The following is a 20,709-nucleotide window of genomic DNA, read 5'->3' as shown; positions in this document are numbered from 1 at the left end:
CTGTGAAGCAGGCGTTCCACTTTATTGTGATGTTAGATGTCACTTTCAGCGTACCCAAAATTACCGCTAAGCCTAGTTAGGTTATCAGTGAGCATGTTAACCACTCTGTTAGGTACTTTAGGCAATGAGCGATATTTTGATACGACATTTTGAAGCTCTTGCGCCGTTTCGGCGCTCGCTAACTCGTTAACCGCAGATAACCCATTTCCGAACCAAATGTAGTGTGCTTGCATGAAATCCAAGATATCTGCCTCGGTTTCCAACTCTCGGAATGATAGAAGTAGTTTTTGATCTTCCGAGATATCGACGCTAATTAAACCTCTTTCCTCAAGAGAAGCATCATTTTTTGATTTCTTTCGCCAAGTATTTAGCATCTTGAGAGATGATTTTGCATAGTATTTATCATCTCGGACATATCTCGTTCCATTCTCCAGATAGACGATCCATTCGAGCCCGTACATTAACCTAGAAAGAGCACGGTTGAGGTACCAATCCGATACTGCTGCCTCAGAGAAGCGAAGCAGGTGATCAACCACTTCAATTGGAACAACTTCGAAATGCTTGTAAAACTCTAATGTTGGCCTACCACTATGAAATAAGTAACCAGTATCTCGGCTGTTGTTGCTTTTCTTTGAGTTGTAAAAAGAACTGGCGCAAATGCCATTTTCGATTTCATTCCCACCTCCCTTCGATGCAGGCAGAATATGATCAACCCAATCTATGTCAAACGTGGGGCTAAAACCATAGTCAGGTAGCCACAGACTTTTACCAGAAAAAGCACAAATACCCCTGTCTCGCACGAAGATTTCCGATTTTTGCGAATCTGTAAAATTTTTTCGTACAGTTCTGGCCATGCTATTACCTTTCAATACATCGTCGTGGTAGAAAGGCCAGTTACCTGAACCGCCTCCGCACAGATCCAAGCAAGCGGAATTACCGCACTAGGCTCCTCAATTATCCATTCGCTCATGTAGAGCACTAATACCGATACACTAGTATTTGATGTTTCGCCACTTTCGGTGGAGCTATGTGAACCCCGTTCAACATCCCAATAAAACTCAAACCCCAGAAACTGAAAACTGCGCTGGCGGCTCGGATGAAACCGGTTGAATCGCATCATTCGTGTTTTATCAGCCGCCACCGACAATCCGAATTTATTAGACAGTAACTCAGTGAATTTTTGTGCAACAATGAGCGAAGCGAAGCACAAAACAGTCAATGAGTTGCTGTTCCACTGAAGCTGATTTGTTAACATGATTATTTAAAAGCCATAGTTTCGCTCTCTACTTTCATTGACGATAGAGACAATATCAGTAGCAGATAAACCAAGATTGACCCCCTTGATATCCAAGGGAGACTTTTTTGATTTCACAGGTGTTATATAAAATGACTCTCCATCACGTTTAGAGATGCAAATAATACCTTCTTGCTTTGCCAACTCTAAAACAGATGCAAAGTTATTTCTGGCCTCTGTAAAATTGAATTGTTTCATTTCAAACCTCCAATAGGGAAATACCCATTTGTTTAGCTGTTCTAGCTAGCCCTTTATCCAGCGTCAAAAGACGACTGCTTGTTTGTTCTGCACATTGAATAAGGTAAGCATCATAGGCATAGATATTGAATTCTTTGGCTATGTGCAATGTTCGCTCTAAAGGAACATCAATATATTTAATCGGAATGGAATGATAGGCAGCTAAAGCTTCTTGAGCAACGTCTATGCTAATGACTTGTCGTTTAAACATAGCAGAAAAAGCATTACCGATTTCCCAATGAACTGACGCTGGGGCAAGCAATGAACCTCCTTCAGTCAATTCGATAATTCTCTGCTTTGAACCTTCGTTACCAATAACAGCAATCAAAGCAGAAGTGTCAATTGTAATTTCCATCGCTTACTTCCATGAATGTACATATGTTCAAGTATAGTAAAAACAATGTGATTTGTACAGATGTACACTTTTTCATGCTAACGTTGATTTACAAAGCTATAACAACATCCAAAAAACCTTGCGACTTTCCCCCACCTGCTCCGTCTTTATAATTAACAACCCAAAAGGAGCAAGCCATGAAACGTTTTCACGCCCATATCGCAGTCGCTGATCTCGCAGCCAATATCGATTTTTACAGTAAGCTATTCGGTCAGGAACCAACCAAAGTCAAAGACGATTACGCCAAGTGGATGCTGGATGATCCGCGCATCAACTTTGCCATTTCCACGCGCAGTCCGAACGCAGGGGTGGATCATTTTGGTTTACAGGTTGATACTGAGGAGGAGTTATCCGTATTAAAAAACCAGGAGGCAGCGGTGATGGGCAGTGACTTGGGGGATACGGAGCAAGACGTTTGCTGCTACGCGCACAGTCAAAAGTACTGGCTGGCTGATCCATCCGGCATTCCTTGGGAGCACTTTGTGTCGATGAAAGACAGCCCGACTTACAACGCGTCACATATAGAACAAAACACGGTTTGCTGCACGCCCTCCACTGCAAACGACGCACCTCAGCAAAGTCCGGCGAGCCAAGGTGGTTGCTGCTAATGAATTGTCAGTCGTCCACCCCACACCAACAAGCACTGGCGGAGGCTTATCAAGCGATGCGCGAGCAGTTGCTGGGGTGGATTAACCGCAAAGTCAGCGAGCCGTCGGACGCTGAGGATTTATTGCAGGAGGTCTTTAAGAAAGCATTGGTTGCCAGTCACGGTGACGGCATGCCGCCTGACAATATTTCCGCCTGGTTATTCACCATCACTCGCAATACGGTGGTGGATTACTATCGCAGCCGACGCGCCATGTTTGAGTTGCCCGAAGACTTGCAAGCGGACGATGAAAGCCACGATGCACACCATTTTTTGGCGATGTGTTTGTTACCGATGGCGCAACAACTGCCCGCGATTTATCGGGATGCGGTGGTCGCGGTGGATTTTGAAAAACAGAGTTTGCAAGCTGCAGCAACCGCTCAGAACGTTTCGTTATCGGCTATGAAAAGCAGAGTGGTTCGGGGTCGGCAGTTATTGCAGAAGTCACTCTTGGTGTGCTGCGATATTGAGGCAACAGACGCGGGAATGGTGGAGGACTTTGTGCCTAAACACTCACCTTCTCGCTGCTAGTCTGAGGTCATTCTGCGGTTTTGGTTTAGCCAGTCAGCGTGACTTTACGCGCTACCGACACGTGCCACGTCCGACGGATTGTAGGTGAAAATGATCCCGATGCAGGCGGTTATAATCCGGCCCTAACACGGTCTTAAACCATTGGCAGGCACCCTGTTTAATCGCATTAAAGAAGTCCGGCTCTTTGTCCCAGTCTTTGAGTAACGTGATGGTGCGCCCGTCGGTTAGTACAAACCCCGCGACATCAATGGCCTCACCGCTGGCATGCGTGCTCCAACGGTTACTGGAACCACGAATACGTCGGCAGTTATAACTGGAATAATGCAGAATCTCTTTGATTCCAGCACCTAAATGCGCTTTTGCGGCGGGTTGCAAGCTGTATTGCTCCCACATGGCGGTGCGCAGTGTGACAGGACAGGAGGTTTCGACAGGACTCAACGCAGCGCTGCCAACACGTGACAGTTTGACGCGGTTTTCAATGCCGCAGTTGTCCGAGACTTCCAAGTCTGACAAGGCGGTGAAGCGCACACTGCCTGTACCCAAAGCCGTTAGGCAACTTGATTTTTGCGCTACTGCTCCTGTTAATTTGAATGGCGTAATGGCCGTGGCATAGTCCGAAATTAGCAGCGGTTTTGTGGGGTTCCAGGCTCTGGGGAGTGGTGTATTGGGGTGTATGAGTAACTGGTGAACAAAAACAGTGACTAGTCCCATAAAGAGGAGGTATATCAGTGTTTTCGCTGAGTTGCGTAATGCCATGCTGTGTGTTGTTGACCTACTGTAAACAGTTATTTAACATCTGATTCATTAGCACTCAATCTCTCTAACTCCTGTCTTTTGCCATGAAATTCGCTCAACTGTTTGTCTCTGAGCTTGTTCAAGCTACGACGCCTCACTGCAATAAGAACGACATAAGCGATCAGAACTATGTTCATGCCGCCAGTATTTCGAAACTAACCGTATTGACTATCGGTTTCACCTGCTTACTTTCTTTTACCAGCTCAACTATTCCATAGTTTGATAGTGTTTTTAATGTGCGAGACAGATTACTGGGTTTTCTACCTGTCACCTCAGACAACTCCTTGATTGAGTTTGGTTTTGTGTCTTTTATGATATGCAACAATGCGCGGTTTTCATCACTCAAAACCTCTGCTAAAGAACGCATCGACGTAAACCATATTTTGGGTTCACTAGGGTCAGGCTTATAAACACCCCTAGCTATGTTCAGCATTCTTTCTCTTATTTTTTCCTGAGACATAATGCCAATGCGTATTGCTTTATTGGTATCCATTTTACTTCTCCTGATCATTACTTATGATCTCATCAACTTTTTCAAAAAAATCCTGAAGAAGCTGGTAGGCATCTTTAAATTCATATGGAACACCACTATCTAAACTATGACGATGGTGGTGATCATACTCGGTGATACGGCCGGAATATTTGTACTTTTTGGGTAGCTTCACTGCATGTGCATTGTCATAGCCCATTACACGTTTGCCGTATTTTTCATGAAGAGTAAGGCTATAACTCAGTCCATGAGGGCGCTCTTTTGTTACATCTGTCATTGAAACCACAAACTTTACCCAGTAGCCCTTTTCTTGGCTAATGACTACTCCATTTAGATCGAGTAGGGTCTCTAAGCCTTTGTCGTTCTCGTTGGGCATATATTCCAATTCGCATTAGTATCAGCAGATGATAATCATAGCATGATATAGTAACTTCATACGAGCCAATATCTACGCAGCTATACGCTTCCAGCAATATCCGCACACTCTGAGCAACCTCATCCGATGCAGCCCCTCCCCCAACTGCTACGCACTGATACTAACAATCGCCGACTTTACTATGGCTTAGGTGTGAGCGACGAGCAAATTCACTATGAGGTATTTAGGCCGCATGAAGGTTTGTAAGGCGAATTTAGTGTAGCATTCTTGGCTCTGAGAATTACTACCACATAGGCTCCTCATGCCAACAGCAAACGTCACTATTCGTCAGGCGCAGACTCCGGATGCGCCTGCCATCGCCGACTTCAACCGCCAAATGGCTTTTGAAACCGAGCATAAAAAACTACTGCCTGAAGTCATTTTAGCCGGAGTAAACACTATGATCGCCAACCCCGCTCATGGCTTTTACTTGGTTGCTGAGAGTGAGGGAGAAATCGTTGGTTCGCTCATGGTCACAACCGAATGGAGTGATTGGCGTAATGGGGTGATTTGGTGGGTGCAGAGTGTTTATATTCTGGAATCGCACCGTCGTCAGGGGATTTATCGGGCGCTGTATGACGAGGTAAAACAGATCGCATCAAATGATCCGTCGGTGTGTGGCTTCCGCTTGTATGTCGAGAAGGACAATGTAAATGCCCAGAAAACGTATAGCGCTCTAGGCATGGAAGAAACGGATTACCTGATGTTTGAGGAGCTCAAAGCAGGTTTGAAATACTGCGAAGATTAGCGATTTTTATCGCGCTAATTCGAGTCTATATGGCAATGCGCTGTTTCAGCACGTCTCTCCTCCAGCGCTTGCCGTAAAATCTGATACGCCGATGACAAAAACAGCGCGGCCATAATAAAAGCCACCAACAAGTCAGGCCACATGGTCGCCGTACCCCATACGCCCAGCGCTGCCAGCATCACCGCGACATTTCCAATCGCATCATTGCGCGAGCACAGCCACACCGAGCGCACATTGGCATCACCGTCTTTATATTTCACCAGCAGCATGACACTAACAAGGTTCGCCACCAGCGCTAAAAAGCCAATCCAGCCCATAATGTCAGCCTCCGGCACACCGCTGTAAAACAGCCGGTAAATCGTGGAGCCAAACACCCATACTCCCACTGCCAGCAAGCTGATCCCTTTAAACAAGGCGGCATTGGTTCGGGCTTGTATCGACGCACCAATCACAGCCAGTGAAATACCGTAAGTCAGCGCATCGCCCAGAAAGTCTAATGCATCCGCCTGCAAAGCCTGTGACTGCGCCAGACGCCCTGCCCCCATTTCCACAAAAAACATCACTGCATTGATTGCAATAATAATCCATAGCCGCCGTTTGTAATCCTCGGAGACTCCCTCAAACTTGGCATCTTGGCCACAGCATCCAGACATCACATACCTCTTTTGTTCATGTATGAACCCAGTATAATTTCTCTAGTGACTAGAGCTTCAAGAGATTTTTTATGTTTTCTATCGGTGTGTTATCCAAACAAGCAGGGGTGAAAGTACCCACTATTCGCTATTACGAACAGATCGGTTTGATCGACCCACCGTTTCGTACCGAGGGCAACCAACGGCGCTATGGTGAGGCTTCTCTGGAGCGTTTGAAATTTATCAAACATGCGCGGGATCTTGGGTTTTCCATCGAGGCGATTGGTGCATTGATTGAGCTGAACCACCATCCGGATAAAAGCTGTGCCGAGGCCAGTCAGATTGCACGTCAACAACTCTTGGATACACAACACAAAATCGCCAGCCTGAAACGGTTGGAAGTGGAGTTACAGAGAATCACCGACCATTGTCACGGTGATGGCATGGTCAGTGATTGTTATGTACTCAGTGCATTGAGTGATCATGGGAAATGCACCTCGGAGCATTAGTATTACAATACCGTTATCTGGCTGGCTATCGCTAGGGATTGCTCATTAATAACGCTAGACTGCTACCTTCCGAACCAAGAGGAAGCATCACGGATGAGCGACCAACGACGTAGTTTGCAAGAGTTCGCTAAGCAATGGGATTATCGGGCGCGAGAGCTGTGGGGCAGTGACTACGCACAAGTACTGGCAGATCTGCTCAAGTCGCATGATGTGGAGATGGTTCTGGATTGCGCTGGCGGTACGGGGTTTCCCGCAATTGAATTTAAACAACAAGGTTTGAATATCAGCTACTCGGATGGCTCCCCTGACATGCTGGCGTTTTTTAATGCCAGGCGCAAAGAAGAAAAGCTGACGATTCCGACGTATTTATCAAGCTGGCATGAGTTGCCGATGCGCGTTCCTTATAGTTACGACGCTGTATTATGCCGTGGTAACTCCTTGTTATTTTCAGGGGCGTATTGCGATGACGCGCCACTTGACCGTACCACCGCATTATCAGCGATGCAACAGGCGCTGGATGGTATGTTTAGCAAGGTTGCTGAGGGCGGTTTTCTGTATATCGATATACCCACACCAGAGAAAGCAAAGCCTGAGACACCTTATCACATGACAGGAACGGATAGCCTGACTTTCAAGGTCAAAACGACGGTTTCTTATGACCCTGAAACGCAGCTGCGCACCACAATCGATGTGATCAACAATCTATTGAGTAACACAGAAACAGAAATAAGCGCCCATAATTATCCTATTGATGAACAAGAGTTGTTTGAAATGTTGCGCAACGCCGGGTTTGAGAAAATAGAGAAGTCACCGGTTCAGGAGGCATCCTTTATGGATGCTTATTTGGCATTTAAGCCACCTGCGCAATAAATTCATCATTCATAAACCACCGATTTTAGTGTATATTTTAAGCCAAAATAGATCGACTTTTAAAGGCATCAGGGAGGTATCGCTATGAATGTTGTTGTATCCACACATACTGTGGCGATGGATGCTCACATCGTCAAAGGCAGGCTGGAAGCGGAAGGTATACCTGCCACTCTTGAAGACGATCAGTACATTACAATGGATTGGTTTCTTTCCTCAGAGCTCGGCGGGGTTAAAGTAAGTGTCCCCGAAGCCTTTGTTGATGAGGCCATAGAAATTCTTGAGCTTACCGATAACGATGAATATCAGATTAGCAAACTCGACAGTGAAGCATTACCGGAAGCAGTAGCAGCCGACTTCATACCCGAAGTACCGATGCGTTGCCCAAAGTGTGATAGCTATAAGATTTCCAAACTAGAGTGGATGCGCAATTTATCGTTGATTGTGCTTTATTTCTTCCAATCACCGCTTGCCTTTTCTCAGCGCTATTACAGCTGTGATGACTGTGGTCATGTTTTCAGGTCTGACAAGGGCGTCTTCTCAAGCGCTAGCCGAAGTATTGTCTTCGTACTGTCGCTACTACTTGCAATGTTCATGGTGTTTGTATTGTTTTTTCTGGCTCCAACTACAGCAATTACCTCACACGATCGAACGGCTCTGACATGATATTTTACTCAGACGAAGCACCGGCTGATTGGGAGGAAGCGGAGCAATACGAGTATGAAAATCCCTATGAAGGCGTGCCACGGGAAGAACTGCCAAAGCCTGATGGGCCTTACTGATCAGTAAAGCAACAAAAACTTAATCATTAATAATTATGTGCTGGTTAAACACTTAATAACAGCTCACACCCTAATCTCTTCTTTGTACACATCAAATAGAAACGCCCCTCCAATCTAATGGAGGGGCTCTTAAGTTGCTAGGGGTTTATGAACAACTTTATTTGCTCATAAACAGCACTAACTAGTCACAGGTTGAGGTATTGTTACCATCAGAGTCCAAACTCTCTGTAAAGCTACTTCCACTCAAGCAATCTGCTTGACTTTCAGGCCCCATTAAAGCGGGAGCCGCTGTTACTGCGCTCAGATCGTAAGATGTATTAGGATCAAAACTGTGCATAACTGTCCAGGCTTCACTAAATTTAAATGTGTTGCCGTCACTTGTTTGATCAAAGTTTATTACATGCTTAGCAAATCCCAACAAACCCTCTGCTCCAGACTCTCCACTATTTTCTTCATAACCATTCAATAAGACATGCTCACGATGCCCATAACCATCACCTTGATCTTCGATATCATCATACAGCCAATCGTAAACGACCCTGGCTTCGACCTCATGTAATGTTAAGTAACTAGTACCATTTGAATTGGCCTGATGTTGTCCCAGACTCTCAGACTTTAGTGTAAAGTCAGCATTACCGCCAGTATCTGCGTTGACACCTGCAGCGACTAACCTTGCTTCCACGCTTCCATCAGGCCCATGAGTTAAGACTCTGGTTTGACCAAGTTCTGCCGCATAGGTTTCTGCTGAGCTTACTAAGTTTGGAGCTATTCCACTAAATGGCAATATGCCTCTAGCACAACGTTCGCTATTGATTAAGTAGAGCGCTTTAGCCGAAGAGGACATGTTGTCCCACTCCGCCTGCTCTGGCATCTTTAGTTTTTCATTGATCGTACTGTCCAAGGCTCTTGCTGCATTGTACTGCGCAGCAATATCAGAGACGGTATAGTCGGTTACCAGTAACTGGAAAGCTAGATCTTGATCAACTCCCCAATCGCGATCGGCAGTTCTGTTCAGCACGAATGAGTCGTCGTAGTCTTCATCTGTTTCCACAGTAGCAGGACATTTGTAAACACCTGTAGCAGTTACAGTATCCGTATCGGTGCCGGTATCTGTATCTGTATCTGTATCTGTATCTGTATCTGTATCTGCGTCGGTGCTCGTATCAGTATCAGTATCAGTATCGTTACCTGTATCCGTATCAGTATCGTTACCTGTATCCGTATCAGTATCGTTACCTGTATCCGTATCAGTATCGTTGCCTGTATCTGTATCTGTATCGTTGCCCGTATCGGTACTCGGGTTAGGTGTCGGTGTATCTGTTGAAGGTGAGTCATCCCCCCCACAAGCTGCAAGCATTAAGCTAAGTGATGTTGCCAAAAGAATTTTTCTATACATTGATATGCTCCCCGCAAGACGATGTTCAGTATAATAAAAACCACATTGTTGATTTAACCATCAAAGAACACCATAGTTAATTAAATACAAGGCGTCAATAAGTTATTTTAAGTCATCTAAACTCAGCAAGTAATCAATAACTTTAAAGAGTTATTTTTGAGTCTTAAAATATATATATTGACATACTTTTAATTATTATAAGTACAAATTAATATAGTAAAGAAACATTCTAATTTTTCAAAAAATCCGCTTTATTTATTCAAGGCTAACTACAAACCCCGCTGCGACTCCGCCCTTAACCGCACACTACCCGGTGCAGTAATCGCCTGATTCACTATCTGCAACAGCTTGTCTTTATCCTTACTCAATACACCCTTCAGCACCAGATAATTCGAGGCATGATCACTTCTGAAAATCGTTTTCTCCAGCTCCAGTTGCTCCAGCATCATCTGAATTTCACGGAACAAATCCATCTTTTCCAATTCCTGATACTGCCCGTCAAAACCAGCCTGCACCCGTTGCATACCCATTGGAAATGACACCACCAATGTCGCTAAGTAATCCGGCTGCGCTTCATTCATGAGTCGTGCTGAATTCAGTGCATGTTGCTCACTATAGCGCTGGCCACCCATGCCATTAAGAATCATCACCGAGCTTTTCATGCCGCTTTGTTTGATCTTCTTGAGCGCTTCCAGAGAGCTATCAAACGTCTCGCCTTTTTCAATCGCTGCCAGTACGTGATCATCACCACTTTCGCAACCAACGTACATTAGCGACAGCCCCAATTCCCGTAACTCTGTCAGCTCTTCAACGGTTTTATTTTTCAGGTTTCGCGGCAGGCAATAGGAGGAAACACGCTGCACATTCGGCAGGTATTTTTGGATGGATTCAAGAATAGCTTTGAGGCGTCGAAATGACAACGTCACCGCATCGCCATCGGCCAGAAACACGCGTCGAACACGCTCACCACTGGCGGCAATCGCCTGCAACTCCTGATCAATATCAGCTTGCGGTTTAGGACGGAATTTCTTTTGATCCGCTGTGTACATATCGCAGAAAGTACACTTATTCCACGAACAACCATTGGTGACTTGCAAGATCAGTGAATAGGCTTCACTGGGTGGACGGAATACTGGCTCGATGTAATTAATTGGGTACATGTGGCTATCTGACTATAAAAACAGAGTCACATCATACCACCCTAACTTACTTAAGCAGGATGAGTTTTACGCGCCAAAATACCACCAATAAATAAGCAAGGTAATGCCACGATTGCCATGGCTCCACCAACCGACAGTGCATCAGTATCCGCCAGAAAGCCTATGGCAATCGGTGCAATCAACATAATGCCACGTGAACCTGCAGTCAGTGCGCCCAAGGCTGCGCCAGGGCGGTGTGGGTCTTGTGCAGCGACGTCATACAACGTTGGAAACAGTACGGATACACCGATACCAGCGATAGCCAATCCAATAAACACCAGAGGCGTCACATCAATCAAACAGGCAATCGATAAACCAATCGTTGAGGTCACTACCGAGTAATTCAGCAGCATCGCTTTACCCAGTTTGGCGCTGAGCCAGTCACCGGTTAAACGCCCGAATACCATGCCACCTGTAAACGCGACATACGCCATGCCCGCGACACCGGCTGAGGTGTGTAAGTCATCTTTGGCACGAAACGGAGCCCAGTCGCTTCCAACCACTTCCGGTACCAACATCACCGCACCTAATATCGCAAACAACCATAAGGAGGTCGGTACTTGCGCTTTGCGGGATGCTTTAACCTCTGACTGCTCAGCGCCTGCTGCTTCAACCTCATCAGAATCCAGCAAACCACGCCCCACATACCACAATGCACCGGATAATAAACAGGAGGCTCCGATCAAATGCCAGTGCAAAGGAATCAACATCGCTGCCATCAGGGACGCCAGCAATCCCCCCACAACCGTTCCAATACTCCACAGGCCATGTAGTCGATTCATCACAGGGGTATGACGTCGCGCGCTAATATTGGAGCCCTGAATATTCATCGCCACATCAACCACAGGGTCTAGCATCATGATAAGACCCAGCACCAAGAGTAATGACCACACGGCTGAGGCGTAGGCAATAAAAGGGAGTGTCAGAATCAGCCCGATGGTGCCGACAATCATGGTTTGTTTGGTGCCAAAGCGTGTCACCACTTTGCTGGATAACCAACTGCCGAACAAACCAAACAAGCTGGCCATCGTCAGGATCTGCCCGATGGTACCGAGATCAACATTCAGCGAGTCACGAATCTCTGGTAATCGTGGAATATACGAGGCCACTACCGTGCCATTAATTAAAAACTGTACTGCGACCGCTTTCAAAGCGCGCTCATCCAGCGCTTTTTGCTGACTCACCATGGCTATCTCTCAACTATTACAAGGACAGCCAGCTGCTGGCCTAATCGGTATAAGTAACTTCGGGAACTGCGATTGATTTGATGCGTTAAACACTTACTTCATCGCGTTCATCACCACACCTGAGGCTTTGGCAACCGCTGTTTCCCGATACAACTCATGATTGGATTCGATTTCATCCAGCTTGTAGAGGTAGTTCACCATCATCCCGGCAGACTCGCGCATGCCTTTTTCAGAGATATCTGCCAGCCAGTTTATACGCTCCACACGTGCACCGTTATTCAGGTGGAAGTTCGCTACGGGGTCTAGCGCACGTCCGCGCTTTTTCTCATGCACCAGATACTGCGCTCCCAAGCGCATCATTGGCTTCTTGATTGCCTCAGCAAGCACCTCATCCTGATGCCAGTCAGAACGTTTTAAGGTCTCACGAACCCCGCCAAAAGCTTCAAGATTAAGCTTATTCAGCGCCTGCCGCTCCTTATCTGTGAGTAGATCCGCATCCGATAATTGATCCAGCCAGCGCATAAATCCGGGAATCGGCGATAGTGTCGAGAAGGTCTTAATATTGGGTAGCTCATCTTTCAAATCAGCCACTACTCGCTTAATCAGAAAGTCACCAAACCCCACGCCAGCCAAGCCCAATTGCGCATTGGTAATGCTATAGAAAATCGCGGTATTGGCTTCCTGATGATTCATCAGTGGTGCAGACTCATCCAACAGCTCCTGAATATTGCCAGAGAGATCTTTCACCAACGCCACCTGCACAAATATCAGCGGCTCATCTGGCATTCTGGGATGAAAAAAAGCGAAACATCGGCGATCTGATTGCAGACGATTTTTAAGATCGTCCCACGAACGAATTGCGTGAACCGCTTCGTAGTGAATGAGTTTTTCCAGTACATCTGCCGGTGTCGACCATGACAACCGCACCAGATCCAAAAAGCCAACATCAAACCATGAGCGCAATAAATCCTTGAGGCTTTTATCCAGCTCCCGCAGCTCCGGATCATTCTTATCCGCCAGTCGCAGCATATCTGCCCGCAAATCGACTAAGAACTTTACACCACTAGGTAGCGAGTTAAATTGCATCAATAACTCGAGTCCGGGCGGGCGAAGTGCATTGCGCATTTGCTGGTGCAGCTTGGGAATATTGGTTCCTTCAGGCGGATGAATAATCTGTTCTGCCAGTGCTTTTATAATGGTGTTATCAACCCCAAAGTCCTCCGCCAGTAGCTTCAAAAAACGCAGTCGTCCGGTATCATTCAAGCACAGATAAGCTTCCCCCAGCTTAGCCGCACGCGCCCGGGCTGACACGTTACCACCCTTGCCTTCCAAACAACTGTGCATATGCTTGCGTAATGGCTCGATGTCCGCATCCGGCAAGTCAGGGCCTAGCTTTACGTTATCGGATTTAAGGATATTAATCTGCTGCCACACCGATTGCAGATTGAATAATGTGCGATCCAAAAGATTCGCTGATGTAAGATTTGTACTCATGTTTAAAGAGTAGATCAGTCCTTGATAACGGGCAAATGATTCCTGAGCAGCCTGAGCAAAACTAAGACGACCCTCCCCCGGACTTATCCCGCAAATAGACTACAGACTTATTTTCAATGCCTTGCTACCATGCGAATACATTGCACCGGCATGCAATCAATAATAAAAGGCACAAATATGAAGCAACTCTCAAAGGCAGCTTTACTGGGGATTATCACACTAACACTGAGCGCTTGCGGCAGCAGCGGGGACTCGAATTCTGCGGGTGATGCCGCACTCGATAACACACCACCAACCTGGACTAAAGGTGTTTTTGAAGAGGCTAGTCAGTTTAAAAACCGCTGTGAGAACCCACGCATCGGACAAGATTTAAATGGTGATGATTACGCCGATCAGGCCGGCTCTACATTGCATGAAATGCACTGGTTGCGCGCCTGGAGCAACAATACGTATTTGTGGTATGACGAGATTGTTGATCAGGACATCTCACTGTTTGCCGACCCTATCAGTTACTTCGGCACACTAAGAACCACCGCGACCACCGACTCAGGCGCTTATCGCGACCAATTCCATTACACACAAGACACCGCAGAATACGAGCAACTACGCTCCGGTGGTGCATCGGCAAGTTATGGTGCACATTTTAAGCTTCTGGAGGCCTCACCGCCAAGACTGGCCAGAGTCGCTTATGTAGAACCGAACTCACCCGCTGAGCGTGCAGGACTTCGACGCGGTACCGAAATTGTCATGATTGACGGTGAGTCATTCGAAGACAGTAGCGATATCGACACCTTAAATGGTGGTTTGTACCCTGAGGAAAACGGTGAGACTCATACCTTCGTTGTGCAACATGTGGGTGAAACTAACACACGCACCATCAACCTGACCTCTCAGGTCGTCACAACCGCCCCTGTTCAGAATACCCGTATCATCGAGACAGATGACGGAAAAGTTGGCTATCTGACCTTTAATACCTTTGGCAATATTACAGCTGAATCTGCCCTTATCGATGCCTTCACGACACTGGAAGAAGAGCGAGTCAGTGATCTGGTGATTGACTTGCGCTACAACGGCGGTGGTTACCTCGCAATCTCTGCGCAACTGGCTTACATGGTGGCGGGAAACACGCTGACTGACGGCAAAACCTTTGAAAGGACCGTCTTTAATGACAAGCACCCAGCCATCAATCCCGTCACCGGCAAGGCAATTTCGAATTACCCCTTTGTGAACGAAAGCCTAGGTTTTTCTGTATCTGCCGGACAGCCTTTGCCTTCCGTGAATTTGAATCGTGTCTTCATTTTATCCTCTGGCAGCACCTGTTCGGCCAGTGAATCCTTAATTAATGGCTTGCGTGGAATTGATGTTGATGTCGTCCTGATTGGCGATACCACCTGCGGTAAACCTTATGGTTTCTACTCCACAGACAATTGCGGCACCACCTACTCCACCATTCAGTTCAGAGGTGAAAACGACAAAGGTTTTGGTGATTACGCCGATGGGTTCTCACCTGAAAACGTCAGTACCACCGTGGGTGAGCGCATTATCGGTTGTCAAGTTGCCGATGACCTGTTAACGCCACTTGGCGAAGAAAACGAAGCAATGCTCAAAGCCGCACTGGATTATCGTGTTGACGGTAGCTGCCCACCCGTCTCTGTGATCAGGGTGGCACAAAGAAACAGTTCTCAGAAAAACGATTTACGCAATGACCCGAGGATAATTGAGCGTGAGCTAAAACAGCGTATTTGGCTGGACAATCTACGCGCAGGAGCTAAGTGATGAAATATTTATTCAACCTCTGCTTACTGAGTGTTGCAAGCATGATAAGTGCCTGTGCCGCCACCTCAACAACGCAGGAAACACAAGGCTGCCGCTGTCAATCGTCCAATCAGACATCGTCAGGACCTGCTGTGCTTGCTGCACTCTCTGCTAACAACACACGCATCTTATCAAGCGCGATGAGCCTAGCACTCAATGGCACCAAAGTCACATTAGCGCCGGATGTATTTACCCAATCCAGCCAACACCGCCTGCAGCGCAATACGGATAATCCACAGGGTATGCCGGGGTTAAATGGACGCCTGATGGGTATTCCTGAGATTCATCGTTTTAGTCTTATCCGAGCTGGTGAAAACTGTTTATTGCGGTATGAAAAAACAGCAAAAACCTATCCACTCCAAGGATTAAAGTGCCAGTCATCTAACTAAATTCTCACAGCCTCAGTCAATTAATTGTTAATATATTCGTGATACGTTCAACACTGACTGAGGCACAGCCATGACTCCTGAAGAATTCCGTAAAGCCGGCCACGAACTCATTGACTGGATTGCTGACTATCGAGAACAGGTTCCGGACCTGCCGGTACGCGCACAGGTCAAGCCTAATGAAGTGCGTGATGCCTTACCGAAGACTGCCCCGGACTCGCCGGAGTCATTTGAGACTGTCCTGAGTGATCTGCAAAATATCGTTGTCCCCGGTGTGACCCAAGTGCAGCACCCTATGCATTATGGCTGGTTTCCTTCCAATGCCTCGCTGTCATCAGTGCTTGGTGATATCGCCAGTTCAGGACTGGGCACATTAGGAATTTCATGGGAAAGCTGCCCCGCGCTGACTGAAGTTGAGCAAGTCGTTTGTGACTGGCTACGCCAACTGACGGGTCTGAGTGAAGCATGGCATGGCTCGATTCACGACACTGCCTCAACAGCCTGTGTTACTGCGATGATATTGGCGCGTGAAAAGGCCAGTGGTCTCAGCAAAAACCACGGCGGCTTACCCGCCTCCTCTGCTCCGCTCATTATTTATAGCACCCGACAAGCCCATTCCTCGATAGCCAAAGCGGTACAGTTGGCAGGCTTTGGTAATGACAATCTCCGCTATATCGACGAAGACCCATATACCCGCGCTATGAAGCCCGAAGCATTGGCCGCAGCAATTACCGAAGACCGTTCAGCTGGCAATATACCCGCGGGGATTGTTTGTTCCGTGGGCGCAACCGGCACAACCGCTATGGACCCAATCGACGCCATTGCTGATATCGCTAATGCCGAAGATATTTGGTTACACGTCGATGCAGCAATGGCAGGGTCAGCGATGTTGCTTCCGGAGTGCCGCCACCTTTGGCACGGCGTGGAAAAAGCCGATTCTGTAGCATGGAACCCGCACAAATGGATGGGCACGATTCTGGATACTGCACTGATGTACGTGCGCGATGTCGATCATTTGGAGCGCGTTATGTCTACCAACCCGAGTTATTTACGCTCCACTGCGGACGGTGAAGTTGTCCAATACCGTGACTGGGGCATTCCACTAGGGCGTCGCTTCCGCGCACTAAAACTATGGTTCCATCTTCGTCTTGACGGGCCGGATGCAATTCGTGAGCGCATGCGTCGTGACTTAGAAAATGCACAGTGGTTTAAGCAGCAAATCGAGTCCATGGAGGGCTGGGAAGTGTTAGCACCAGTTGACTTGCAAACTGTCTGTATCCGACATACGCCGATGGATGACGATGGTCAGTTATTAAGTGGTGATGCACTGGATAAATACACGCTGAGCTGGGTGGATATAATCAATAGTTCCGGAGAGGCCTTTATGTCGCCTTCGGTGTTGGATGGACGCTGGATGGTCAGGGTTTCCATTGGTGTGGAAGGAACCGAACGTAGCCACCTTGAAAAGCTGATCGAGCTACTTAAACACAATACTCAATAATTCGTTGGTGTTGGGAAGGCTAACAATAACAGGCAGGAATATCAGAACTCAGCAGAGTCTGGAAAATGCTTATCTGACGCAGAGAGGCTTGGCTACTCTGCGCTCAGTGTCAGTCAAATCAGGCTATTGCAGCCCAGTGTATTAGCCCAGAATACGCACTAAACTCTGTGCGTGTTCAGCAGCTTCAATACCGCGTGATGTTAAATAACCACCATCAACATGATCCGTCAGGCCTTTCTCAAACAGTCGGGCTGCCGCTGACACTGTGTCATCAGACGCTTCGCCAGTGTGTACCTTTATACCAATCGCAGTCGATTCAAGATTAAATTGGTTTAACAGTTTGATCTCTTCGAATTGTTCAGCTGAAAGCATACAGATTCCTCTTCATTTCGGTTTGGTACGAAGTTTCATCATAACCGACACGCTGGAATTTATCAGCAAAACCTTGCTTCTCAACAACGAGTATTACCAAAATTTATGCCGCAGCAATCAACTCTTCTCGGCCTAAACGAATCCACGTCTTAATCGTACCCAACGGTAAATTCAGCTTCTTCGCCAACTCCGCATGTGAATAACCGTGATAATAAGAAAGGATCAGGCACTCACGATGTGGCGCTTTAAGCTTTTTCAGCGCCTTTGACACACGTGACAACTCATTATCAATACTCAACCGATTATCCAGTGATGCCTCAGAGCCTTCGATATTCTCAATGTAATCACCACATTCATCCTGATAATGACGCACCTTAAGTGCCCGTAGTTTATCGCGAGCGGTGTTAGTAGCAATGGTACGCATCCATGTCATGGCACCACTTTTGCTGGATTGGTATTTTTCAGCTTTTTCCCAAATCTTCAGGTAAGAATCCTGCAATACCTCTTCAGCCAGAGACTCATTTCTCATCATTCCCACCAACACACCAAACAGCTTTGGCGAGGTTGCATTATATAACGTCTTAAATGCAGCCTGGTCTCTTTGCGCGCTACGAATTAATAAGTCATCAAGGTTAATCATGTCTATTTCCTTACTCCGGTCAGTGGAGTCATCATTTTGTATCGATGTTGAAACTTTACTGAGCATGTGATTTTGATTCTTAAACTTTTTATAAACTTTCTGTTGAAAAACTATCGCGAAATGAAAAATCACAAGTTTATGAAATGTTTATAATTTTGAGAAACTTCTGTGATTTCCGATCTTTAGAATTTAGCTCGCACTAACCATGGTGGTAATAATGGCGCACTCCTGAGCGAAGCAGAAGCAGCGAGCACTAGCTCGGCTGATCAGGGTGAAGGGTATAATGCAGCCAAAGTAACCATCAAGCGGATCGACTAAGCGGTCTGATTAACTCAGGATTATCTTATGAACCATATCGTAATTGTTGAAGATGACGCATCCATCGCAGAGATGTTGACATTCCACATGAAAGCTCAGGGCTATCAGATCACGCACTTTGCCGATGGCGAAGAAGCGCGGCAGAACCTGATGCAACACGATTACGACTTGGTTCTGCTGGATATTATGCTGCCGAATTGCAACGGATTGGATATCTGTAAGGCTTTACGTCAAAAGAATCCAGCCGTACCCATCCTGATGTTGACCTCGCTGGATGGCGAAGCCGATCGCGTGATTGGATTAGAACTAGGCGCGGATGATTACCTGACCAAACCGTTTAGCATGCGCGAATGTACCGCACGGGTAAAAGCCTTATTGCGCCGCTCACAACTCGCTGCCCCCACGGCTGAGCCTGAAAAAACCGAATCCGAGCAACTCATTATTGCCGAGTTATCACTGGACTCCGGCAGTCGCGTGGCCTCATTAGACGGTCGCGAAATAGAGCTCACCGCCCGTGAATTTGACCTGCTGTTTTATCTGGCACAAAACCACGGCCGCGTGTACTCCCGATCACAGTTATTAGATGCCATTTGGGGCTATAGCCATGACGGTTATGAGCACACCATCAACACCCATATCAACCGACTACGCAATAAGCTCAAACGCAGCGATGGCCTCAGTGACTTTATACAAACCGTGTGGGGCGTCGGTTATAAATTCGTTAATCCGGATCAGGCAGACAAGTCATGATTAAAGGCTTATACCGTCGACTCGCCTTAATTCTGCTGACTGTTTTCCTGATTCTGGGAGCGGTTTTATTTTCAGTTTATGACAATGCTACACAACAACTACAGCAAGAAACCGCGCAGAAACTGCATCTGAACCTCGCACAATATCTGGTGGATGACATCGAGCTTTACCCCGGTGATGAGTTGAACCGTGAGAACGTTAAAGAAGCGTTTAACAAAGTCATGCACCTTGATCCTGGCACCGAGTTATATGTGGTCAGTACCGAAGGAAAAGTACTGGAATACAAAGCGCCTCATGAAAAAATCATCAACCACGATATCGATTTAGCGCCTGTAAAATCCTTCTTAAACAATAAAGAATTCCGCCTGACGCTAGGCGATGACCCGCGCTCGAACAAACAAAAAGCCTTCTCCGCTGCACCGATTATGGATAAAAACGGCGAGCTGTTGGCTTACCTCTACATCATTATTCAGGGCGAAGTATATGACGATGCCGCCAGCTTGATTAATGCCAATAAAACGTGGTGGATTAGCCTTAGTATTATTGCTGCGGCACTGGCATTTTTACTGGTCACTACCCTATTACTGTTTTACCAACTGACGCGGCCTCTAGTGCGATTGAATAAGGAAGTCGCTGCCTTTGAGCAATCCGGTTTTCAACAATTACTCACCAGCTCTGACCCACTACCCGACCCCAATTCAAAAAGTAATGACGAGCTGCAGGCCTTGCGGGGCTCGTTCTATCGCATGGGCACTAAAATTGTTGATCAGATTTCTTATTTGAAAAAACACGACAAAATGCGTCGGGAGTTTTTGGCACATGTCTCCCACGACCTACGCACACCACTAGCAGGAATGCGTGCTTATCTTGAAACACTGCAACTAAGAGGCGATGAACTCTCTGAAGCAGACCGTAATGATTTCTTAGAAAAAGCACTGTTCACTAACCATAAACTCACCGGTATGATTGATGAGGTTTTTGAACTGGCACGACTGGAGCACGGGCAAGTCGCCGTGAATCCTGAGCTGATTAGTATCTCTGATTTATTGAGCGATATGTATGCCTCATTGAGTGGTTTGGCGAATAATAAAGGCGTGCATCTGGCGGTTGAAATGGACGATGAAACGACCAATGTATTTGCCGATGTTGCACGGCTGGATCGGGTGCTACAGAATCTGGTGGGTAATGCAATTTTGTATACACCGAGCTATGGTCAAGAGTAGTGTCTGAGAAGAATTCTACGCCGCGTCCCGGTTTTTCTCAGTTACCTCGATTCCATCTTTAAATGGTACGCCTTCGATTACCTTAGAA

The 20,709-nt window shown here is 46.8% G+C and carries 25 protein-coding genes; 11 read left to right on the top strand and 14 right to left on the bottom strand.

Annotated features, from left to right (window positions below; genetic code table 11):
* Positions 1-32: 32 nt before the first annotated feature.
* From DKW60_RS15475 to DKW60_RS15460, 4 genes are read right to left on the bottom strand one after another with little or no spacing between them, the layout of a single operon-like run.
* Positions 33-854, bottom strand: coding sequence for an HNH endonuclease (locus tag DKW60_RS15475; RefSeq protein WP_109838567.1), 822 nt, complete (start codon positions 852-854; stop codon positions 33-35).
* 11 nt (positions 855-865) lie between these two features.
* On the bottom strand, positions 866-1,255 hold the full coding sequence (locus tag DKW60_RS15470; RefSeq protein WP_109838566.1) for a hypothetical protein: 390 nt from the start codon (positions 1,253-1,255) through the stop codon (positions 866-868).
* Between the two features lie 6 nt (positions 1,256-1,261).
* Positions 1,262-1,492, bottom strand: coding sequence for a type II toxin-antitoxin system prevent-host-death family antitoxin (locus DKW60_RS15465; protein WP_109838565.1), 231 nt, complete (start codon positions 1,490-1,492; stop codon positions 1,262-1,264).
* A 1-nt stretch (position 1,493) separates the two neighbouring features.
* Positions 1,494-1,886, bottom strand: coding sequence for a type II toxin-antitoxin system VapC family toxin (locus DKW60_RS15460; protein ID WP_109838564.1), 393 nt, complete (start codon positions 1,884-1,886; stop codon positions 1,494-1,496).
* Positions 1,887-2,062: 176 nt separating this feature from the next.
* Between DKW60_RS15460 and DKW60_RS15455 the strand changes: the two genes are divergently transcribed.
* Together DKW60_RS15455 and DKW60_RS15450 are read left to right on the top strand one after the other, a co-directional pair.
* Complete coding sequence (locus DKW60_RS15455) at positions 2,063-2,533, top strand: ArsI/CadI family heavy metal resistance metalloenzyme (protein ID WP_109838563.1); 471 nt, start codon at positions 2,063-2,065, stop codon at positions 2,531-2,533.
* Positions 2,533-3,102 carry a sigma-70 family RNA polymerase sigma factor gene (locus DKW60_RS15450; RefSeq protein ID WP_109838562.1) on the top strand — a complete coding sequence of 190 codons (570 nt, stop codon included), beginning with the start codon at positions 2,533-2,535 and terminating at the stop codon, positions 3,100-3,102. The genes DKW60_RS15455 and DKW60_RS15450 overlap by 1 nt, the downstream gene beginning before the upstream one ends.
* 51 nt (positions 3,103-3,153) lie before the next feature.
* On the opposite strand, the gene DKW60_RS15445 is transcribed toward DKW60_RS15450, so the two are convergent.
* The 3 genes from DKW60_RS15445 to DKW60_RS15435 form a co-directional block, all read right to left on the bottom strand.
* Complete coding sequence (locus DKW60_RS15445; RefSeq protein ID WP_109838561.1) at positions 3,154-3,858, bottom strand: extensin-like domain-containing protein; 705 nt, start codon at positions 3,856-3,858, stop codon at positions 3,154-3,156.
* A gap of 172 nt (positions 3,859-4,030) precedes the next feature.
* Entirely contained in the window at positions 4,031-4,390 is a 360-nt protein-coding gene (locus DKW60_RS15440; protein ID WP_109838560.1) for an HVO_A0114 family putative DNA-binding protein, read from the bottom strand.
* Between the two features lies 1 nt (position 4,391).
* A complete protein-coding gene (locus tag DKW60_RS15435) occupies positions 4,392-4,763 on the bottom strand; it encodes a toxin-antitoxin system TumE family protein (RefSeq protein WP_109838559.1) in 372 nt (123 codons plus the stop codon).
* Between the two features lie 301 nt (positions 4,764-5,064).
* Here DKW60_RS15435 and DKW60_RS15430 point away from each other — a divergent pair, with 301 nt between their 5' ends.
* Positions 5,065-5,550 carry a GNAT family N-acetyltransferase gene (locus tag DKW60_RS15430; RefSeq protein WP_109838558.1) on the top strand — a complete coding sequence of 162 codons (486 nt, stop codon included), beginning with the start codon at positions 5,065-5,067 and terminating at the stop codon, positions 5,548-5,550.
* A 14-nt stretch (positions 5,551-5,564) separates the two neighbouring features.
* Here DKW60_RS15430 and DKW60_RS15425 read toward each other — a convergent pair whose 3' ends face one another.
* Positions 5,565-6,203, bottom strand: coding sequence for a cation efflux transmembrane domain-containing protein (locus DKW60_RS15425; RefSeq protein WP_109838557.1), 639 nt, complete (start codon positions 6,201-6,203; stop codon positions 5,565-5,567).
* 71 nt (positions 6,204-6,274) lie between these two features.
* Between DKW60_RS15425 and DKW60_RS15420 the strand changes: the two genes are divergently transcribed.
* The 3 genes from DKW60_RS15420 (at position 6,275) to DKW60_RS15410 (ending at position 8,224) form a co-directional block, all read left to right on the top strand.
* Positions 6,275-6,691 (top strand): MerR family transcriptional regulator, encoded by a 417-nt coding sequence (locus DKW60_RS15420; RefSeq protein ID WP_109838556.1) that lies wholly within the window; start codon positions 6,275-6,277, stop codon positions 6,689-6,691.
* A 93-nt stretch (positions 6,692-6,784) separates the two neighbouring features.
* On the top strand, positions 6,785-7,561 hold the full coding sequence (locus tag DKW60_RS15415) for a class I SAM-dependent methyltransferase (protein ID WP_109838555.1): 777 nt from the start codon (positions 6,785-6,787) through the stop codon (positions 7,559-7,561).
* 84 nt (positions 7,562-7,645) lie between these two features.
* The gene (locus DKW60_RS15410) at positions 7,646-8,224 is read left to right on the top strand and encodes a putative signal transducing protein (protein WP_109838554.1); all 579 of its coding nucleotides are present in this window, start codon (positions 7,646-7,648) and stop codon (positions 8,222-8,224) included.
* A 297-nt stretch (positions 8,225-8,521) separates the two neighbouring features.
* Here the strand turns inward: DKW60_RS15410 and DKW60_RS23725 are convergent, their stop codons facing one another.
* From DKW60_RS23725 to DKW60_RS15390, 4 genes are all read right to left on the bottom strand, one after another.
* Positions 8,522-9,736 carry a hypothetical protein gene (locus DKW60_RS23725; protein ID WP_181389730.1) on the bottom strand — a complete coding sequence of 405 codons (1,215 nt, stop codon included), beginning with the start codon at positions 9,734-9,736 and terminating at the stop codon, positions 8,522-8,524.
* A 269-nt stretch (positions 9,737-10,005) separates the two neighbouring features.
* A complete protein-coding gene (locus DKW60_RS15400; protein ID WP_109838553.1) occupies positions 10,006-10,896 on the bottom strand; it encodes a radical SAM protein in 891 nt (296 codons plus the stop codon).
* Positions 10,897-10,946: 50 nt separating this feature from the next.
* A complete protein-coding gene (locus DKW60_RS15395; protein ID WP_109838552.1) occupies positions 10,947-12,122 on the bottom strand; it encodes an MFS transporter in 1,176 nt (391 codons plus the stop codon).
* Positions 12,123-12,215: 93 nt separating this feature from the next.
* Positions 12,216-13,616: a malonyl-CoA decarboxylase gene (locus tag DKW60_RS15390; protein WP_109838551.1), complete on the bottom strand. Its 1,401-nt coding sequence runs from the start codon at positions 13,614-13,616 to the stop codon at positions 12,216-12,218.
* A gap of 177 nt (positions 13,617-13,793) precedes the next feature.
* Between DKW60_RS15390 and DKW60_RS15385 the strand changes: the two genes are divergently transcribed.
* The 3 genes from DKW60_RS15385 (at position 13,794) to DKW60_RS15375 (ending at position 17,318) form a co-directional block, all read left to right on the top strand.
* Entirely contained in the window at positions 13,794-15,392 is a 1,599-nt protein-coding gene (locus DKW60_RS15385) for a S41 family peptidase (protein WP_109838550.1), read from the top strand.
* Positions 15,392-15,820 carry a hypothetical protein gene (locus DKW60_RS15380; protein WP_109838549.1) on the top strand — a complete coding sequence of 143 codons (429 nt, stop codon included), beginning with the start codon at positions 15,392-15,394 and terminating at the stop codon, positions 15,818-15,820. The genes DKW60_RS15385 and DKW60_RS15380 overlap by 1 nt, the downstream gene beginning before the upstream one ends.
* Positions 15,821-15,890: 70 nt before the next feature.
* Positions 15,891-17,318 carry a pyridoxal phosphate-dependent decarboxylase family protein gene (locus tag DKW60_RS15375; RefSeq protein ID WP_109838548.1) on the top strand — a complete coding sequence of 476 codons (1,428 nt, stop codon included), beginning with the start codon at positions 15,891-15,893 and terminating at the stop codon, positions 17,316-17,318.
* Positions 17,319-17,459: 141 nt separating this feature from the next.
* Here DKW60_RS15375 and DKW60_RS15370 read toward each other — a convergent pair whose 3' ends face one another.
* Both DKW60_RS15370 and DKW60_RS15365 read right to left on the bottom strand, forming a co-directional pair.
* Entirely contained in the window at positions 17,460-17,690 is a 231-nt protein-coding gene (locus DKW60_RS15370; RefSeq protein WP_109838547.1) for a TIGR02647 family protein, read from the bottom strand.
* Positions 17,691-17,793: 103 nt separating this feature from the next.
* Complete coding sequence (locus DKW60_RS15365; RefSeq protein ID WP_181389729.1) at positions 17,794-18,330, bottom strand: RNA polymerase sigma factor; 537 nt, start codon at positions 18,328-18,330, stop codon at positions 17,794-17,796.
* 345 nt (positions 18,331-18,675) lie between these two features.
* Between DKW60_RS15365 and DKW60_RS15360 the strand changes: the two genes are divergently transcribed.
* Both DKW60_RS15360 and DKW60_RS15355 read left to right on the top strand, forming a co-directional pair.
* Positions 18,676-19,398: a response regulator transcription factor gene (locus DKW60_RS15360; RefSeq protein WP_109838545.1), complete on the top strand. Its 723-nt coding sequence runs from the start codon at positions 18,676-18,678 to the stop codon at positions 19,396-19,398.
* Positions 19,395-20,621 carry a sensor histidine kinase gene (locus tag DKW60_RS15355; protein WP_109838544.1) on the top strand — a complete coding sequence of 409 codons (1,227 nt, stop codon included), beginning with the start codon at positions 19,395-19,397 and terminating at the stop codon, positions 20,619-20,621. Before DKW60_RS15360 ends, DKW60_RS15355 begins: the two co-directional genes overlap by 4 nt.
* Positions 20,622-20,709 lie beyond the last annotated feature (88 nt).

Origin of the sequence: Leucothrix pacifica, from assembly GCF_003172875.1 — a bacterium.
Lineage (GTDB): Bacteria > Pseudomonadota > Gammaproteobacteria > Thiotrichales > Thiotrichaceae > Leucothrix > Leucothrix pacifica.
The sequence above is the reverse complement of the archived record's forward strand: the minus strand, read 5'-3'. Positions and strand labels throughout refer to the sequence as shown.

What these genes read in the sequence shown, in the direction of transcription:
- DKW60_RS15475 (WP_109838567.1), bottom strand. Translation starts at nt 854, where the DNA reads ATGGCCAGAACTGTACGAAAAAATTTTACAGATTCGCAAAAATCGGAA.
- DKW60_RS15470 (WP_109838566.1), bottom strand. Translation starts at nt 1,255, where the DNA reads ATGTTAACAAATCAGCTTCAGTGGAACAGCAACTCATTGACTGTTTTG.
- DKW60_RS15465 (WP_109838565.1), bottom strand. Translation starts at nt 1,492, where the DNA reads ATGAAACAATTCAATTTTACAGAGGCCAGAAATAACTTTGCATCTGTT.
- DKW60_RS15460 (WP_109838564.1), bottom strand. Translation starts at nt 1,886, where the DNA reads ATGGAAATTACAATTGACACTTCTGCTTTGATTGCTGTTATTGGTAAC.
- DKW60_RS15455 (WP_109838563.1), top strand. Translation starts at nt 2,063, where the DNA reads ATGAAACGTTTTCACGCCCATATCGCAGTCGCTGATCTCGCAGCCAAT.
- DKW60_RS15450 (WP_109838562.1), top strand. Translation starts at nt 2,533, where the DNA reads ATGAATTGTCAGTCGTCCACCCCACACCAACAAGCACTGGCGGAGGCT.
- DKW60_RS15445 (WP_109838561.1), bottom strand. Translation starts at nt 3,858, where the DNA reads ATGGCATTACGCAACTCAGCGAAAACACTGATATACCTCCTCTTTATG.
- DKW60_RS15440 (WP_109838560.1), bottom strand. Translation starts at nt 4,390, where the DNA reads ATGGATACCAATAAAGCAATACGCATTGGCATTATGTCTCAGGAAAAA.
- DKW60_RS15435 (WP_109838559.1), bottom strand. Translation starts at nt 4,763, where the DNA reads ATGCCCAACGAGAACGACAAAGGCTTAGAGACCCTACTCGATCTAAAT.
- DKW60_RS15430 (WP_109838558.1), top strand. Translation starts at nt 5,065, where the DNA reads ATGCCAACAGCAAACGTCACTATTCGTCAGGCGCAGACTCCGGATGCG.
- DKW60_RS15425 (WP_109838557.1), bottom strand. Translation starts at nt 6,203, where the DNA reads ATGTCTGGATGCTGTGGCCAAGATGCCAAGTTTGAGGGAGTCTCCGAG.
- DKW60_RS15420 (WP_109838556.1), top strand. Translation starts at nt 6,275, where the DNA reads ATGTTTTCTATCGGTGTGTTATCCAAACAAGCAGGGGTGAAAGTACCC.
- DKW60_RS15415 (WP_109838555.1), top strand. Translation starts at nt 6,785, where the DNA reads ATGAGCGACCAACGACGTAGTTTGCAAGAGTTCGCTAAGCAATGGGAT.
- DKW60_RS15410 (WP_109838554.1), top strand. Translation starts at nt 7,646, where the DNA reads ATGAATGTTGTTGTATCCACACATACTGTGGCGATGGATGCTCACATC.
- DKW60_RS23725 (WP_181389730.1), bottom strand. Translation starts at nt 9,736, where the DNA reads ATGTATAGAAAAATTCTTTTGGCAACATCACTTAGCTTAATGCTTGCA.
- DKW60_RS15400 (WP_109838553.1), bottom strand. Translation starts at nt 10,896, where the DNA reads ATGTACCCAATTAATTACATCGAGCCAGTATTCCGTCCACCCAGTGAA.
- DKW60_RS15395 (WP_109838552.1), bottom strand. Translation starts at nt 12,122, where the DNA reads ATGGTGAGTCAGCAAAAAGCGCTGGATGAGCGCGCTTTGAAAGCGGTC.
- DKW60_RS15390 (WP_109838551.1), bottom strand. Translation starts at nt 13,616, where the DNA reads ATGAGTACAAATCTTACATCAGCGAATCTTTTGGATCGCACATTATTC.
- DKW60_RS15385 (WP_109838550.1), top strand. Translation starts at nt 13,794, where the DNA reads ATGAAGCAACTCTCAAAGGCAGCTTTACTGGGGATTATCACACTAACA.
- DKW60_RS15380 (WP_109838549.1), top strand. Translation starts at nt 15,392, where the DNA reads ATGAAATATTTATTCAACCTCTGCTTACTGAGTGTTGCAAGCATGATA.
- DKW60_RS15375 (WP_109838548.1), top strand. Translation starts at nt 15,891, where the DNA reads ATGACTCCTGAAGAATTCCGTAAAGCCGGCCACGAACTCATTGACTGG.
- DKW60_RS15370 (WP_109838547.1), bottom strand. Translation starts at nt 17,690, where the DNA reads ATGCTTTCAGCTGAACAATTCGAAGAGATCAAACTGTTAAACCAATTT.
- DKW60_RS15365 (WP_181389729.1), bottom strand. Translation starts at nt 18,330, where the DNA reads ATGATTAACCTTGATGACTTATTAATTCGTAGCGCGCAAAGAGACCAG.
- DKW60_RS15360 (WP_109838545.1), top strand. Translation starts at nt 18,676, where the DNA reads ATGAACCATATCGTAATTGTTGAAGATGACGCATCCATCGCAGAGATG.
- DKW60_RS15355 (WP_109838544.1), top strand. Translation starts at nt 19,395, where the DNA reads ATGATTAAAGGCTTATACCGTCGACTCGCCTTAATTCTGCTGACTGTT.